This window comes from Arthrobacter sp. KNU-44 (assembly GCF_051843155.1).
In the GTDB taxonomy this organism is placed as follows: Bacteria; Actinomycetota; Actinomycetes; order Actinomycetales; family Micrococcaceae; genus Arthrobacter.
The window spans coordinates 1,357,302-1,370,991 of the sequence record NZ_JBPXNG010000002.1; the positions used below are offsets into that span (position 1 = coordinate 1,357,302).

Annotated in this window: 14 protein-coding genes; 4 read left to right on the forward strand and 10 right to left on the reverse strand. The window is 64.1% G+C overall.

Features of this window, described 5'->3' with window-relative positions; translation table 11 throughout:
* Window positions 1-116 precede the first annotated feature (116 nt).
* The gene (locus ACSVHC_RS07090; RefSeq protein WP_439180698.1) at window positions 117-1,469 is read right to left on the reverse strand and encodes an LLM class flavin-dependent oxidoreductase; all 1,353 of its coding nucleotides are present in this window, start codon (window positions 1,467-1,469) and stop codon (window positions 117-119) included.
* A gap of 186 nt (window positions 1,470-1,655) precedes the next feature.
* Between ACSVHC_RS07090 and ACSVHC_RS07095 the strand changes: the two genes are divergently transcribed.
* Window positions 1,656-2,429 (forward strand): alpha/beta fold hydrolase, encoded by a 774-nt coding sequence (locus tag ACSVHC_RS07095; protein WP_439180700.1) that lies wholly within the window; start codon window positions 1,656-1,658, stop codon window positions 2,427-2,429.
* 115 nt (window positions 2,430-2,544) lie between these two features.
* Here the strand turns inward: ACSVHC_RS07095 and ACSVHC_RS07100 are convergent, their stop codons facing one another.
* Window positions 2,545-2,736: a hypothetical protein gene (locus ACSVHC_RS07100; RefSeq protein WP_439180701.1), complete on the reverse strand. Its 192-nt coding sequence runs from the start codon at window positions 2,734-2,736 to the stop codon at window positions 2,545-2,547.
* A gap of 12 nt (window positions 2,737-2,748) precedes the next feature.
* Window positions 2,749-4,326 carry a flavin-containing monooxygenase gene (locus ACSVHC_RS07105; protein ID WP_439180702.1) on the reverse strand — a complete coding sequence of 526 codons (1,578 nt, stop codon included), beginning with the start codon at window positions 4,324-4,326 and terminating at the stop codon, window positions 2,749-2,751.
* Between the two features lie 130 nt (window positions 4,327-4,456).
* Here ACSVHC_RS07105 and ACSVHC_RS07110 point away from each other — a divergent pair, with 130 nt between their 5' ends.
* Together ACSVHC_RS07110 and ACSVHC_RS07115 are read left to right on the forward strand one after the other, a co-directional pair.
* Window positions 4,457-5,365 carry an IclR family transcriptional regulator gene (locus ACSVHC_RS07110; RefSeq protein ID WP_439180703.1) on the forward strand — a complete coding sequence of 303 codons (909 nt, stop codon included), beginning with the start codon at window positions 4,457-4,459 and terminating at the stop codon, window positions 5,363-5,365.
* Window positions 5,366-5,398: 33 nt separating this feature from the next.
* A complete protein-coding gene (locus ACSVHC_RS07115; protein WP_439180704.1) occupies window positions 5,399-6,409 on the forward strand; it encodes an SGNH/GDSL hydrolase family protein in 1,011 nt (336 codons plus the stop codon).
* On the opposite strand, the gene ACSVHC_RS07120 is transcribed toward ACSVHC_RS07115, so the two are convergent.
* From ACSVHC_RS07120 to ACSVHC_RS07140, 5 genes are read right to left on the reverse strand one after another with little or no spacing between them, the layout of a single operon-like run.
* A complete protein-coding gene (locus ACSVHC_RS07120; protein ID WP_439180705.1) occupies window positions 6,406-6,993 on the reverse strand; it encodes a TetR/AcrR family transcriptional regulator in 588 nt (195 codons plus the stop codon). The genes ACSVHC_RS07115 and ACSVHC_RS07120 overlap by 4 nt on opposite strands.
* A gap of 13 nt (window positions 6,994-7,006) precedes the next feature.
* The gene (locus ACSVHC_RS07125) at window positions 7,007-7,531 is read right to left on the reverse strand and encodes an HtaA domain-containing protein (RefSeq protein WP_439180706.1); all 525 of its coding nucleotides are present in this window, start codon (window positions 7,529-7,531) and stop codon (window positions 7,007-7,009) included.
* A 12-nt stretch (window positions 7,532-7,543) separates the two neighbouring features.
* Entirely contained in the window at window positions 7,544-8,791 is a 1,248-nt protein-coding gene (locus ACSVHC_RS07130) for an NAD(P)/FAD-dependent oxidoreductase (protein ID WP_439180707.1), read from the reverse strand.
* Between the two features lie 27 nt (window positions 8,792-8,818).
* Window positions 8,819-9,130, reverse strand: a complete 312-nt coding sequence (locus ACSVHC_RS07135) for a 2Fe-2S iron-sulfur cluster-binding protein (protein WP_439180708.1) — start codon at window positions 9,128-9,130, stop codon at window positions 8,819-8,821.
* A gap of 20 nt (window positions 9,131-9,150) precedes the next feature.
* Window positions 9,151-10,407: a cytochrome P450 gene (locus ACSVHC_RS07140; protein WP_439180709.1), complete on the reverse strand. Its 1,257-nt coding sequence runs from the start codon at window positions 10,405-10,407 to the stop codon at window positions 9,151-9,153.
* A gap of 313 nt (window positions 10,408-10,720) precedes the next feature.
* On the opposite strand from ACSVHC_RS07140, the gene ACSVHC_RS07145 reads away from it, so the two are divergent.
* Complete coding sequence (locus ACSVHC_RS07145; RefSeq protein ID WP_439180710.1) at window positions 10,721-11,857, forward strand: zinc-dependent alcohol dehydrogenase; 1,137 nt, start codon at window positions 10,721-10,723, stop codon at window positions 11,855-11,857.
* 173 nt (window positions 11,858-12,030) lie between these two features.
* Here the strand turns inward: ACSVHC_RS07145 and ACSVHC_RS07150 are convergent, their stop codons facing one another.
* Window positions 12,031-12,828 carry an enoyl-CoA hydratase/isomerase family protein gene (locus tag ACSVHC_RS07150; protein WP_439180711.1) on the reverse strand — a complete coding sequence of 266 codons (798 nt, stop codon included), beginning with the start codon at window positions 12,826-12,828 and terminating at the stop codon, window positions 12,031-12,033.
* A complete protein-coding gene (locus tag ACSVHC_RS07155; protein WP_439180712.1) occupies window positions 12,825-13,586 on the reverse strand; it encodes a 3-hydroxyacyl-CoA dehydrogenase in 762 nt (253 codons plus the stop codon). The genes ACSVHC_RS07150 and ACSVHC_RS07155 overlap by 4 nt, the downstream gene beginning before the upstream one ends.
* Window positions 13,587-13,690: the final 104 nt, after the last annotated feature.

Below are 13,690 nucleotides of genomic sequence, written 5' to 3' on the forward strand. Positions count from 1 at the left end.
GAAGCAGGGGCTCTCCCGTATCGAAAGTTGCAGCCCCTCATTCGCCGCATTTGGCACTCACAGCGGCGGCTCCGGAGCAGGTCAGCCTGCGCCGGAGCCGCCGAGTCTGGGCCTTGCTAGTGGACCAGTGACTGCACGCGGTCCTCGAGGCCGAGACGCTTTCGGAAGTTGCCGCCGTCGGAAATGTCTTCCGGCACGCGTCCACGCCGGCGCAGCTCCGGCATGACCATCCGCACGAAGTCCTCCCAGGTTCCCGGCACATCCGCCGGCATGATGGCAAAGCCGTCACAAGCCTCGTTCAGGAACCATTCCTCCAGTTTGTCGGCGACCTGCTCGGGAGTCCCGACGAACCGGGCATCGCCCTGTTTGGATCTCGCTGCGACCAGCTGGCGCAGGGTCGCGTCTTCGCCGAACTTCTTCCGTGCGCCGCGGATGTACCCCTCCACCGAGCCGCGCGTCCCGGTAACGGATTCTAACAAGTCGTCAGTGAGCGGCTCGTCGAGAGGAAGCTTGGAGAAATCGAAGTTCGCCTGTTCGGAGAGGAAGACAAGTTGCTCTTCGGGCTCAAACAGACTGTCGAAGTAGGCCTCTTTTGCGCGGGCAATCTCTTCGGTCTCCCCCACGATCGTCAGGATCGCGGGCATGATCTTCATCGAGTCCGCCGATCGGCCTGCGGCGGCCAAGCGCTCCTTCTGGTCCTTGTACTGGGCAATGGCTGTCGCGCTGTCATGCGTGCTGGTAAACACCAGATCGGACCACTTGGCGGCAAAGTCGCGCCCCCGGTCGGACTGACCGGCCTGCAGCAGGGTGGGCCAGCCCTGCGGAGGCTGGGGCACGGTGAGCGGGCCGCGAGAGGAGAGGAATTTGCCGGCGTATTCAATCTCGTGCACCTGCTCCGGATCGGCGAAGACGCCGGTCTCCTTGTCGATTTTCAAAGCGTCCTTGCCCCAGGATTCCCAAAGCCGAGTCACGATGTCCAAGAATTCTTCGGCGCGGTCGTAGCGCTCGGCCGGGTTCAGGTAGTCGACGCCGAAATTGGCCGCTTCGTCGTCGTTCAGCGAAGTGACGACGTTCCAGACCGCGCGCCCACCGGACAGGTGGTCCAGCGTCGCGAAGGCGCGTGCCACGTGATAAGGCATGCCGTAGGTGGTCGAATACGTTCCGCCCAGGCCGATGCGGGAAGTGTGCGTGCTGATCGCGCCAAGAATCGTCAGGATATCGAGTTTGACCGCCCGTGACCCACGCCGGACAGCGGGTTCGATGGATCCACGGTAGGCGGCAGGCATGGCCAGCCGGTCATCGAAGAAGAGCAGGTCGAAGCCGCCGCGCTCAAGCATCTTGGCCAGCGAGATGTAGTACTCCGCGGTCAGGATCCCCGGGTCCGTGGACTTGTGCGTCCAGGCCCCCAGCGAGGTCTTGGTTGTCGACGCCGACACGAACGCCGTAAAGATCATGTGGTCGTTGCGCATATCTACAATCCACTCCCTTGTGTTGAGCCCATTGGGCATTGCCCGAGTACTTCCATCGGGTCGAGAATCATCTCAGCTTACTTCAATATCATTATAGGTATAGTAACTTTTGTTCTGTAACTAGCGCTTTTGGCTCACCGCGCCGTTCGGCTGCACCAGGCCCCGCGTATCAAAGGAGATATTCGAATGACTTCACTGCGCCTTCCCTCCTCCATGCCGTCCGGTGCCATAGATGCCCGGTTACTGGTGCTGGGTCCCGCCTTGGGCACTCCATCGACAATGTGGGATGAGGCCGCCGGGCTACTCCGTGACGATTTCAGGGTGCTGACCTTGGAGCATTTTGGCCACAACGGCGCACCTGCAGCCCCCCGGTCCTTTACCATGCAGGATCTGGCTGATGCGGTCGTCGGGATCTTGGACGAATTGGGCGAGGAGAAGTCCTACTTCGCAGGCGTATCGATCAGCGGAGCAATCGGCCTGGAACTGGCCCGCCGTCACCCCGAGCGAGTTCCGGCCGTGGCCGTCATGTGCTGCGCAGCGGGCCAAGGCCAACCAGACCGCCTCGCGGCCATGGCTGCCCAGGTGCGGGCCGAAGGCACTGCGGAACGGTCGGGCGGCGTCGGGGAGCGCTGGTTCGCGCCCGACGCAGCCACACGGAACGCACCCCTAATCGACGGCATCGAGCGGACCATCCGCACGGCCGACGACGAAACCTATGCCCGCTACCTCGAAGCCCTGGGACATCACGACGTCGGCAACGCGCTCGAAGACGTAGACGTCCCCGTCCTGGCCGTATGGGGCGAATATGACCGGATGGTGCCGGAATCGGCCCTGGCCCGGATCGCGGAAGGCGTTGCCCGGGGAAGCCTGACGGGGGTCAAGAACGCAGGGCACTTGCCGCCCGCGGAACAACCCGGCACCGTGGCGGCACTCCTGCGCGAATTCTTCCAGGCGTCCTGAGCCCTTCAAGGTTAATCGAACCGACGGTGAGGACTTCCCTGATGGAAATCTGAAGACCCTCAGTGTCGAGCCGATGTCCACGATGTTCCGAGGCTAGGGCGGCTCGGACGCCGCCCTAGCCTTCCTTGCGCTTTGTGCCGAACACTGACGCGGTGTCGACGTTGTTCAGGGTGATGGTCGATTCAACCACGCGCTTGATTCGTACATAGGCCGGCACGGCCGCCACGACCGCCACCGCGAGCAGTGCCGCCCTGAAAGCGCTACTGCTAGTCTTCCTGTGTTTGCTGGGGTTCATGACCTGATTCACTTGTGCTTCCTCTTAGCTTTCGACGTAAAGTTGCTCGAGCTCAGCCTGATCGCCGGCGATGCCGACCGGCTCTGGGGCGAGTGCCGCGGACGCGGGGTCGGAGGCCGGTCCGCTGCCAGGCACAATGTAGCGGACCTTCCACGCGGCCCGCCGGAGCAACTTGGTGAGCACACTGTAGAGAATGGCCCCGTCGGTCCACTGGGTCACGATTCGCCCGGTACCGCTCTTGTAATAGTTGTTGGCCCCTTCGAAAGACGCACCGGCGAGGCGTTGCTGGATGATGCTGTTGAACCACTGCGAGACCGAGTCCCGCACTTCCACCGAAGTTGCCGCGCCGCGCGCAAGGACCTTGATCGCCGCAACGATATAGTCAGCTTGCGCCTCGAGGTGTGTGACGATGGCGCCGCCGTTCGTGTTCGGGCCGTACATCATGAAGAAGTTGGGGAAGCCGGATGTCATGACCCCGAGGAGTGCCTGCGGCTCGCCGTTCCAGACATCGTTGAGGCTCCGCCCGCCGGAGCCCACCACTTCAACAGTGGACACAAATTCCGACTTGAATCCCGTGGACATCACCAGCACATCGATCTGATGCTCCTGCCCCCCGGCGTCGACGATCCCGCGTGGGGTTACCCGGGACACCGCGCGCGGTACCACTGTCACGTTCTCCCGGGTGAGGGAGGGGTAGAAGTCGTCCGTCAGGACCGGGCGCTTGCCGCCGAAGGGGTATTTGGGCGTCACGATTTCTCGCAGGTCCGGCCGGTCCGCGAACACCGTGTCGATGTAGTCGCGGGCGGATGCTTCGGCAGCCTGGTTCTCCGGGGTTCCAGGACGCCAGGCAGCGTTCCTGTACTGCTGCTTTTCCCGGCGCATGAGCATCAGCGAGCGCACAATGCGCTGCGCCGCATGCGAATTCATGGCGACCCGCTCCGTGGCGGTGAACTCCCGCGCCGCCTTGGGCAGGACCCAGCCCGGTTCACGCTGGAACAGCTTTACCTGGCCGGCGACGGGCGCGATGCTGGGTACCACTTGGGCCGCTGTGGAGCCGGTACCGACGACGGCGACCGTCTTCCCTGAAAGGTCCACGCCATGGTCCCACCGCGAGGTGTGGAACTTGGCGCCGGCGAAGTGTTCGAGTCCGGGCCAGTCCGGATAGCGGGGGTCGCTGAGCAGGCCCACCGCGCTGATCACAGCATCAAAACGTTCGATGCGTCCGTCCTTGAGCTGCAGCGTGTAGTGCTGCCGCTCCTCACTCCATACGGCGCGCTCAACCTCGCTGCGGGTCTGGACGTGCGGACCCAAACCGTACTCTTCCGCCACGCTCTGGAGGTACTCAAGCAGTTCTGCCTGCCGGACATGGGTCCGGCTCCACCGCCAGGGCTTGAAGGAGTACGAATACAGCACCGAGGGGGTGTCAACCTCAGCACCCGGGTACCGGTTGTCCCACCACACGCCTCCGACGTTGGGAGACTTTTCGTAGATGGTGAATTCGTTAACGCCCGCCTGCTTGAGCTTGATACCCGCTGCGATGCCCGAGAATCCGGCACCGATGATTGCCACCCGCGGGGACGCCGTGTTGCGTCTTCCCATCATGGGAGCTCCTTTCCAAGAGTGAAATAAGCAAGAGTCTTTTTCGATATATCGAAATTGAAAACGATATGCTATAAATGAATCTAACTGCTCCAAGTATGAGCGTCAACACTTTCAGTGATGGAGTCCCACAATGAAGCCTGCTCCTGCCGCGGCCCGGGCCATGGGCGTGATCAACTACATGACCGTCCATCCTCAAATGGCCTTTACACTGTCCGAGCTCTCCGCCGCCCTGCGGGTGAGCCCGGCCTCCATGTCGTCAATTCTGTTGGCTCTGTCCGAGTGGGGGTACATCACCCGGGACCGTCGGCACCGGACCTACGTACTGGGACCGGCAGTGGTCGCGGCCGGACACGCCGCTTCCCAGCGACACCCCGTAATCGAGGCGGCACGGCCCGAACTCGCGCGGCTCTCCGGCTTCGGGAGCGAATGCATCGGTAGTGCCGCCGTCGCAGACGAAATCCTGATACTCGCCATCGAGGGCCGTCCGTCCAGCCAGTCCCGTGAGGCCTGGATCGGTCAGCGGATCCCGCTCATCCCTCCGTTCGGCCAGGTCTTCCTGGCCTGGTCCCCCGACGCCGACGTGCATAAGTGGCTTGGGCGGCTCGGTCCGGAAGGGGCGGCCCAGCACGGCCCCGGACTTGCCGAGGACCTCTCGCGGGTTCGCGAACGCGGTCTGGCCATCGGGCTTCGGAATGAGCCAGGCGACGCCGTGATCGAGCTCATCAACGAGTCGGCACACCGTCTGGACAGGGACGCGGCAATCCACACAGAATTACGGCGGGCCATCGCCGATCAGACGGACAGCTACTCGCTTCGGGACATTGATCCCGGGACACGCTACGACGTCGCAAACCTTGCCGCGCCGATCTTCGGTCCCGACGGGACAGTGGTGTTCGCGATGACTCTCTACGGGATCAACGACATTCCCGGCTCCGACCTGCTCGACCTCTGTTCCGAGATGCTGCAGTCAGGACGCACTGTCACCCGGGCGATCGGCGGACGCTGGGCCAGCCGCACGCCTGACGGCGCCCTTCCGTAGTACTTCCCATCATCATTCAAAGGAGAAAGCACGATGGACATCACGCAATTCACGCGAGGGCTCGCCTTTTCCGCCACGGACCATGCCCGTTCCCGGGTACCGCTGGAAGCAACCGAACGGTTCGCCCGCGACACGGCCTCGGCCGCCCTGGTTCCCGCAGGGGTACGGCTCGAATTCAGCGGGGATGCGACGGCGGTCGAAATCGACGTCACCACCCGCACCATGCACCCGCTGGCAGCTCCGGTGCCGAAGCAGTATTTTTCCATCTGGCTGTTCGGGCGGTTGCACGCTCAGGTCCCAGCCGTACCGGACGCTCGCCGGCGCATCCGCCTCGACCTGCCGCCGCGGCAGCACGACGAACCCGTGGCAGTGCACCTGCCCGAGGGGTACACACCCATCCTGCACGGCATCGAGGCCATTGGCGGTGGAATCACTCCCGCGCCCTCCCGTCCACGGTGGGTAGCCTACGGCGACTCCATCACACAAGGCTGGACCACCAGCGACCCGGGCCTGGCCTGGACCGCCGTCGCAGCCCGCAACACGGGCCTGGACGTCGTCAACCTCGGCTTCGCCGGCGCAGCCCGGGGAGAGTTGCCTGCGGCAGGCTTTGTCAGCACGGTGCCCGCGGAAGTGATCTCGCTCGCCTGGGGCACCAACTGCTGGTCGCAGATCCCCATGGACCGCGAGTACATAGCGGAACTCATGCGGATCTTCCTGACAGTGGTCCGCAGCGGCCACCCTGAGACGCCAATCGTTGTGCTCAGTCCGATTCTCCGGCCGCAGGCCGAATCCACGCGCAACGCCGTGGGGGCCACCCTGGCCGAACTCCGCGATGGTATTGAGGAGACGGTGGACCTGTTCGCCAACCGTCGCGAGGACACACACATCCGGCTGGTTCCGGGCCTGGAGCTGGTGTCCGAGGCCCAACTGGTGGACGGCATCCACCCGGGTGACGAAGGGCATGCGGTCCTGGGACAGGCGATGGGCGCCGCCTTGGCATCCGTTGTCCAAGGTGTTCCGGGCGGCCCGGCCCGAACTCCCTAGTGTTGCGGCCCGGCCTGTGCGGCCGGCATGGGGCCGCGGGGTCCCGTGCATTGGTCAATCTCGTGCTGAATGGCACGACCATAGGCCAGTGCTAGTTCTCGGCTGTCCATAGAGCCAAGCAATCCGAGCGTGTGGGTGCCCGCCGCCAGTCCAAGCAGCAGGCAAAGCACAATGGATGCGTGACGCCGACCGTCCGTGGTGTCCCCGATCATTTCCGCAATGTTGCGCAGATAGCGCCTGCGTATGTCGCTTCGCACCGCCTCCGGTTCCGGGGCGTTTTGGATGATCAACGGAACCATTGCATACGGGTCGGTAATACCCCGGTCCCGCCGGTCCAGGACCCTGCGGGCTAGCTCGAAACCGTGGCTGCCTCCGTCAACCATTTCCAGGTCCGAGGCGGACAAGCGCCCGGGCGCCGCCCGGGAGAACAGCTCCTCCTTGGTGCCCATGACCTTCATAACCATCGCCGGCGAATAGCCGGCAGCCGCGGCCACCATGCGGATGGTCACCGCATGGTAGCCGCGTTCGCTAAACAACTCCCGTGCTGTATCCAGGATCACGGCGTAGGCCGGTTGTCCGTTCAACGTCCGCTCCCGGTCAGCCGTCGGCCTGCGTCGTTTCACGACGGCGGCGACCGCGTGAAAGGGTCAAACAGTCAAGGGCGGATCCTGGCTGGTAGACATCGCCGAAAAGACTGACACCTTCAAAAGTGAGCAGCGGAACGGCATCCCGCCACACCACCAGTTCCGTTGTCGTCTCGGGCAGCGGCAGCTCACACGTCGCGATGACCTGACGGGCCGGATGGGATCCTCCCCTGGTCTGTACCGACATCCGAGCCTGCTGACCGTCGATTTCGAACCAGGGTTCGAACAGGCGTGTCGAGAGCATGCCGCCATAGCCGCTGAAGGACACTCCGCCGCCGTAGCGAATGGTTCCGATGGACCCGTCGTCGGTGAAGCCCGTACTCTCGCACTCGGCAAAGACAAAGCCGCCGTCTGCAGACACGGCTCCGCCTTCCACTGTTTCCGACCCGTCTTCGAGCGCCGCGATGTACTCGCGGAAGCTCTTTTTCACCGGCCAGAGGAGGTATCCGTTGGCCTCGTCTGACTCAAGTCGATTCATTGTCATCCTCCGTCATGTCTTGGCGCCCGCAAGAACGACGTCTTTCAGCGGACGCGCCGGATCGGCCAGTTCCTCACGTGTGCCTGCGTACTCGGCGCCGACAAGTACCTTGCCTTGGGCAAAGTCACGCACGGTGTTCACCGCGTCGATGGCCAGTACTGTCCTCCCCTGGAGGTAGACGGCGCTGAACTTCCCGGTGCCGGGATCTCCTCGGACGACGCAGTCGTCGTAGCCGGTCAGCAGGCCCGCCGTCTGCAGCCGTGTCCCGTATTGGTGGGACCAGAACCAGGGCAGTGCGTCGTATGGTGCCGGAGCGCCTGTGGCGATTTCCGCGGCCACAAGCTTGGCTTGATCAACGGCGTTCTGCACGGACTCCAAGCGCAACCGACCGCCGGTGCGGGCACTCGGGAAATTCGCGCAATCACCGATCGCATATACCCCCGGCAAGCGTGTACGGCAGTATTCGTCCACGATGATTCCGTTGCCAGCTTCCGCCCCGGCGCCCTCAAGGACTCCGGTGTTCGGCACCAGGCCGACGCCTACAACCACGACGTCGGCCGGAATTTCGCGACCGGAGGCGAGCTGGACGGCGTTGACCCGGCCGTTAGTCCCGGCCAGTTCGACAACCCCTTGACCGAGGAGCACCTCGACCCCGGACCGCTGGTGCAGGCCGGCGAAATACTCCGATACCGCAGGCCCCGTCACGCGGGCGAGCAGGCGGTCCATGGACTCCACGACGGTCACCGAGAGTCCTGCCGCCACGAGTGCGGCCGCCGACTCCAGACCGATGTAGCCGCCACCGATGATGACTGCATTGCGCGCTCCCGCCGCCAGTTCGGCCTTGAGCCGTTCGGCGTCGGAACGGGTGCGCAGGGTGTAAACACCCTCCAGATCCCCTCCGGGCACCGGCAGGCGGCGCGCATTGCCGCCGGCTGCCCAGACCAGTCGGGCGTACCCGATCGATTCACCTCCGGCCGTCCAGACCCGGCGTTCTGCTGCGTCGACCCTGACGACCTCGGTATTCAGGATGAACTCAATACCGGTAGATTCCCAGTACCCACGGGAGCGAAGGTCCAGGTCGCCCGCGGCGGTCTGGCCGGTCAGGAATCCCTTGGAAAGCGGTGGGCGCTCGTACGGCTCATAGGGTTCATTGCTGATGACCGCGACCGAACCGGCATATCCCGCACCGGCCAGCGACAGGGCAAGCTGCGCGCCGCCGTGTCCGGCTCCCACAATCAGTGTGTCGAAGGTCCTACTCATGACCGATCCTTTCGGTGGCCGACGGCGCTAGGAGACAACCGTGGCCACGATCCCGTCGATGGCGGCGGTCAGTCTGATCTGACAGCCGAGTCGGCTGTCGTCGCGGACGTCCTCGACCGATTCAAGCAGTTCCTCCTCGTCCTGGGACGGTGGACGGAGCTTCGAAACCCACCCGCTGTCCACATACACGTGGCAGGTTGCGCACGAAAGCTCGCCACCGCACTCACCCTCGATGCCCGGAACACCGTTGCGGACGGCCACGTGCATCAGGCTCTCGCCTTCGTTGCCCTCGATCTCCTGCACCGATCCGTCATCGGTGATGTAACGCACTCTAGGCATGGTTCTTCTTCCCTTTCGTGTTAAACGGCAACCGGCACGTGCGGCGTGTAGCGGACGGGCAGGGTGCTGAAGCCCGTGGTGATGTTGTCGGCAATCCACTGTGGCTCCTGCGCCACTTCCATGTCGGGGAAAGCCCGCAGCACCTTGGGCAGCAAAGTGGCTAATTCCAGCCGGGCCAGGGAGCGGCCCAGGCAAAGGTGGATCCCTTCCCCGAAACTCAGGTGGCCGCTGGCGTCGCGGGTAATGTCAAAGCGGTGCGGGTCCTTGAACTTGCGCTCGTCTTTGTTGGCCGACGCCTGGGATGCAATGACCCAATCCCCGGTACGGATGAGCTTGCCGTGGAGTTCGAAATCCTCCGAGGCGACGCGGAAGCGGCTGCGGGCTGGGGTGACCCACCGAAGGACTTCCTCGACCGCACTGTTGGTGAGCGACGGGTCCTCGAGCAGCAACTGCTTCTGGTCGGGGTTCTGCATGAACTGCCACAGCCCCACCGCCGCGGTGTTGCGCGTTGTCTCCAGCCCCCCGCCTATCAGGATCGTGAAGTAGCTGCGCATCTCGTGGATGCTCAGCGGATCCCCGTCAATGGTCATGTTGCCCAGGACCGTCGCAAAGTCGTCGGTGGGATTCTTGCGCCGTTCCAAGGCCAGCTGCTCGCAGTATTCGAGCAGCCGGGAGTGGCCGTGGCGGTGCGTCTTGACCGGGTCGTTGTCGATCATGAACCGCGGTTCTGCCGGCGCGAGCCATTGCCACGCGGCCTCGCGCAGCATCGGCCAGTCCGCTTCTGGCACTCCGAGCATGCGCAGGATGACTTTGACCGGCAGTTCTCCGGCGATGGCCTCGACCAGATCAACCTCGCCGAGTTCGGCAACGTCGGCGATAATTTCGTCCACGATCCGCTCCACGTCCCCCGCCAGACGCTTGACTACTGGAACGCTGAAGTGCTTGTTGATCGGGCGTCGGTAGAGGTCATGGATGGGCGGATCGTTGCGGGCCATGCTGGTGTCAAAGCCCATCGCAAAGCGTTCTTCCGGGGTGTAGCGCTGAGGGGACTTTGGCACCCTCGTTTCCCAACGCGAGCTGAGCTGCTTGTGGTTGAGCAGGTAGTCGCGGACGTCGTCGTAACGGGTGAGGAACCAGTAGTGCTTGCCGTAAGCGTCATCCTCGGTCCAGTGCACAGGATCCTCGTCCCGCAGCTTCCTGAAGGCTTCGTGGTATTCGGTGGTCCTGTACCACTGGGGGTCAAGCAATTTATTGTCGATCTCTGACCACTCGGACATGTCACGCCCCTTTGCGTCGGTATGTAGGTAAAGTGACCACCCACGTTGAACGGCCGTTCACCCGTGCGGGACACCAACTCTTTGTTATGGCTTATCTCGAACCTCTAGGAACGCGTGGATGTCCCGCAGAAGCCTTGACACCATTATGTCCTTAATTATTATTATTTCAATAATAAGACGAGAGTGGACACTAGGCCTCCCCTGCACTGGGACGGCCGAACCGCGGAACGGGCCATCAGCCCAGCCCATCTACCGGCGAAACACTTTCACGGCACCGCAGGCGTGCCACCTCCCCCAAACGAAAGAGGCAAGAATGAATTCCTCAGCCACAACGTTCACAAAGACCGCCAGGGCCGCGGTGTATATGGCGCCCGGCAAGATGCAGCTGACAGAATTCGAGTTGCCGCCTGTCGGGCCTGACGATCTGCTGGTCGAGGTGTCAATCTGCGGCGTGGACGGCTCGGAGCTGAAGATGTTCCGCGGTGACCACGATTGGCTAAACGAACGCACACCGGTCATTTTCGGCGACGAAATCGTGGGGCGCGTTGCGGTCATTGGCGAGGAAGCAAGCAATCGCCGGGGCCTCTCCGCCGGGGACCGGGTTGTCGTTGAATCCCGCTGGCCGTGCGCCGATTGCCATCCCTGCGCTGCCGGGCAGTACTACCTCTGCGAGACGCGAGGGCTCACCAACGGCTACGGGACCCTATCGGCCGCCGAGCCGCCCCATCTCTGGGGCGGTTACTCCACCCACGTTTTCGTTCCCGGCGCCGCGCTGGTCTACAAGGTGCCGGATTCGCTGTCCGACAGGACCGCCCTCATCGCCTGCTCCCCCGTGGCGAACGGCATCCGCTGGGTCCAGGCCGGCAACCCCTCGCCGGGATCACACATCGCCATCATCGGTCCGGGCCCCCAAGGGCTCAGCTGCGCCATGGCCGCCGTGGCGGGCGGGATGAAGGTCACCTTGCTGGGCTTGGAAGCCGATCGCGAACGCTTGGAGTTGGCACGATCCTTCGGAGCCGAGGTCCAGGTCACGGGCACCGACTCCAGCCGCGAATCGCTCGATGCCGTTGTTCGCGAAATCACTGACCGGACCGGACCGGTAGACGTCGTCGTCGAAACCTCCGGCTCGGCGGCTGGGAAACAGATGGCAATGGCACTCGTCCGCACGCTGGGGACCATCGTCAGTGTTGCCGCCGGCAACCCGGGGACCCAGCCGTTCGACTGGCGCGAACTCATGTGGCGCGAAATCACGGTGGTGGGACAGCTCTCTCACCCACACACAGTCGAGCAGGGTTTCACCCTGGCCCGGTCGTTGCTCGCCCAGGGCATTGACCTGGGCAACTGGGTCACCCACGAGTTCTCCCTGGATGACACTGCCGAGGCGATCCGGACGGCCGCCTACCAGACTCCGGCACGTCCCATCAAAGTAGTACTCAACCCCAACCTGTGATCGCCCCAATCCCCCGGGCGGCACTGGCCATCCATCAGCAATAGACATAGGGGTGCACGCCAACAGGCGCGGCACCCCTCTGTTGCTGCCTGCCCCATCTGGATCGGCGGCCCCCACATGCCTAGGCAATGACCTTGTCGTCCAGTACTTCCCGGTAGCACGGGCGGGAGAGCTCAACCGCGCGAGGCCGCCTGTGGTGCGTGGCCGCGGCCCGCGAAGGCCCCGATACGTCCGGCGGTGTCCGGATGCAGTGACAAGGCGGCGATCTGTTCCTGCTCTCGGCGCAGGTGTTCCTCATAACCGTGTACGGCGCCAGAGTTCAGCAGGCGTTTGGTCGGTCCGAGCGCTTGAACCGGAGAGGACACAAGGGCCGTGGCCAGCTCGCTGACCTTGTTGGCAAGCACTCCCTCCGGGGCGACTTCACCGATCAAGCCCCACTCGAGTGCCTCATGGGCATCCACGGTTCTCCCACCCAGCAGAAGCTGTGCCGCCCGCCGCGGTCCCACGGCCCGGGGCAATAGATAGGAGACTCCGCAGTCCGGGCTTAGTCCGACCCCTGCATACGCGCCTACGAAGGATGCCTCCGGGGAAGCAATCACGAAGTCTGCATTGAGCACCAGGCCCAGGCCTGCTCCGGCGGCCGGACCGTGTACAGCCGCGATGCTGATCAGTCGAGACCGTGCCAGCAGGAGCAGGCCCTCGTGCATCGTGCCGGCCAGCAGGGACACGAATTCAGCACGGTCCGGAGCCTGGGCCATCGCGGCGACGTCTCCGCCGGCGCAGAAGAACCGGCCGCGCCCGGCCAGCACCACCACGTTGCAGCTTTGATCGGCTTCCGCCAGTTGCAGCGCCCGGCTGAACTCATCCGCAAGGCGTTGGTTCAGAGCGTTGGCCGCATCCGGCCGGTTCAAGGTGATCCTGGCGATTCCGTCCGCGGCCGCATACTCCAAGGCTTCAAAGCTGGAGGTCATCGCGGGGCCATTCTAATCGCGCCGTCAAGGCGGATTGTTTCGCCGTTGAGCATCGGGTTCTCCACGATGTGTGCCACCAGTGCCGCATACTCCTCAGGAAGACCCAGCCGTGACGGGTGCGGAGTCTGCGCCTCCAGCGAAGAAATTGTCTCCTCCGGCAAAGCCTCGAACATCGGCGTGCGGAAGAGGCCCGGGGCAATGGTCACCACTCGGATCCGGTACTGTGCCAAGTCCCGCGCCACCGGCAGTGTCATTCCGGCCACTCCGGCTTTGGACGCCGAGTAGGCTGCCTGGCCGACCTGCCCGTCAAACGCAGCGACCGACGCGGTGCACACCATCACCCCGCGTTCCTCCCCCGGCTCCGGCTGCCCTGCCATCCGTGCCGCCGCCAGCCTCATGACGTTGAAGGTGCCGATCAGGTTCACCTCTATGGTGCGCCGGAAGTCACTCAGCGGAAACGGGCCGTTCCGTCCGGTCACCCGCGCGCCAATGGAAATGCCCGCACAGTTGACCACAATCCGCAGCGGACCCAACTCCGAAGCGGCGTCGACGGCGGCCTGCACAGAGTCTTCGTCCGTCACGTCGGTGGGCACGAATCGGACCTTGCCACCTAGCCCGGCCGCAACCTGCGCGCCCTGCGAGGACGCCAGGTCCGCGATGACAACGGAAGCCCCGTTTTCCGTCAACCGCCGCACCGTGGCCAAGCCCAGCCCTGACGCACCGCCGGTGACCAGCGCCGCACTCTCGGCAATATTCATTGCAGTATCTTCCTTAATCTCAAGTGAACCAACCAGTGTTCCGCCGCGAGGTTCGACGGCGCTTCTGCGCGGCATCCTTCGGGCCGCCCGACGGCCGCCGACCT

Bases quoted from the DNA above. Each gene is read 5' to 3' on its own strand.
- ACSVHC_RS07140 (WP_439180709.1), bottom strand. From the start codon at position 10,407: ATGTCCGAGTGGTCAGAGATCGACAATAAATTGCTTGACCCCCAGTGG.
- ACSVHC_RS07125 (WP_439180706.1), bottom strand. From the start codon at position 7,531: ATGAATCGACTTGAGTCAGACGAGGCCAACGGATACCTCCTCTGGCCG.
- ACSVHC_RS07145 (WP_439180710.1), top strand. From the start codon at position 10,721: ATGAATTCCTCAGCCACAACGTTCACAAAGACCGCCAGGGCCGCGGTG.
- ACSVHC_RS07105 (WP_439180702.1), bottom strand. From the start codon at position 4,326: ATGATGGGAAGACGCAACACGGCGTCCCCGCGGGTGGCAATCATCGGT.
- ACSVHC_RS07110 (WP_439180703.1), top strand. From the start codon at position 4,457: ATGAAGCCTGCTCCTGCCGCGGCCCGGGCCATGGGCGTGATCAACTAC.
- ACSVHC_RS07115 (WP_439180704.1), top strand. From the start codon at position 5,399: ATGGACATCACGCAATTCACGCGAGGGCTCGCCTTTTCCGCCACGGAC.
- ACSVHC_RS07095 (WP_439180700.1), top strand. From the start codon at position 1,656: ATGACTTCACTGCGCCTTCCCTCCTCCATGCCGTCCGGTGCCATAGAT.
- ACSVHC_RS07090 (WP_439180698.1), bottom strand. From the start codon at position 1,469: ATGCGCAACGACCACATGATCTTTACGGCGTTCGTGTCGGCGTCGACA.
- ACSVHC_RS07130 (WP_439180707.1), bottom strand. From the start codon at position 8,791: ATGAGTAGGACCTTCGACACACTGATTGTGGGAGCCGGACACGGCGGC.
- ACSVHC_RS07155 (WP_439180712.1), bottom strand. From the start codon at position 13,586: ATGAATATTGCCGAGAGTGCGGCGCTGGTCACCGGCGGTGCGTCAGGG.
- ACSVHC_RS07135 (WP_439180708.1), bottom strand. From the start codon at position 9,130: ATGCCTAGAGTGCGTTACATCACCGATGACGGATCGGTGCAGGAGATC.
- ACSVHC_RS07150 (WP_439180711.1), bottom strand. From the start codon at position 12,828: ATGACCTCCAGCTTTGAAGCCTTGGAGTATGCGGCCGCGGACGGAATC.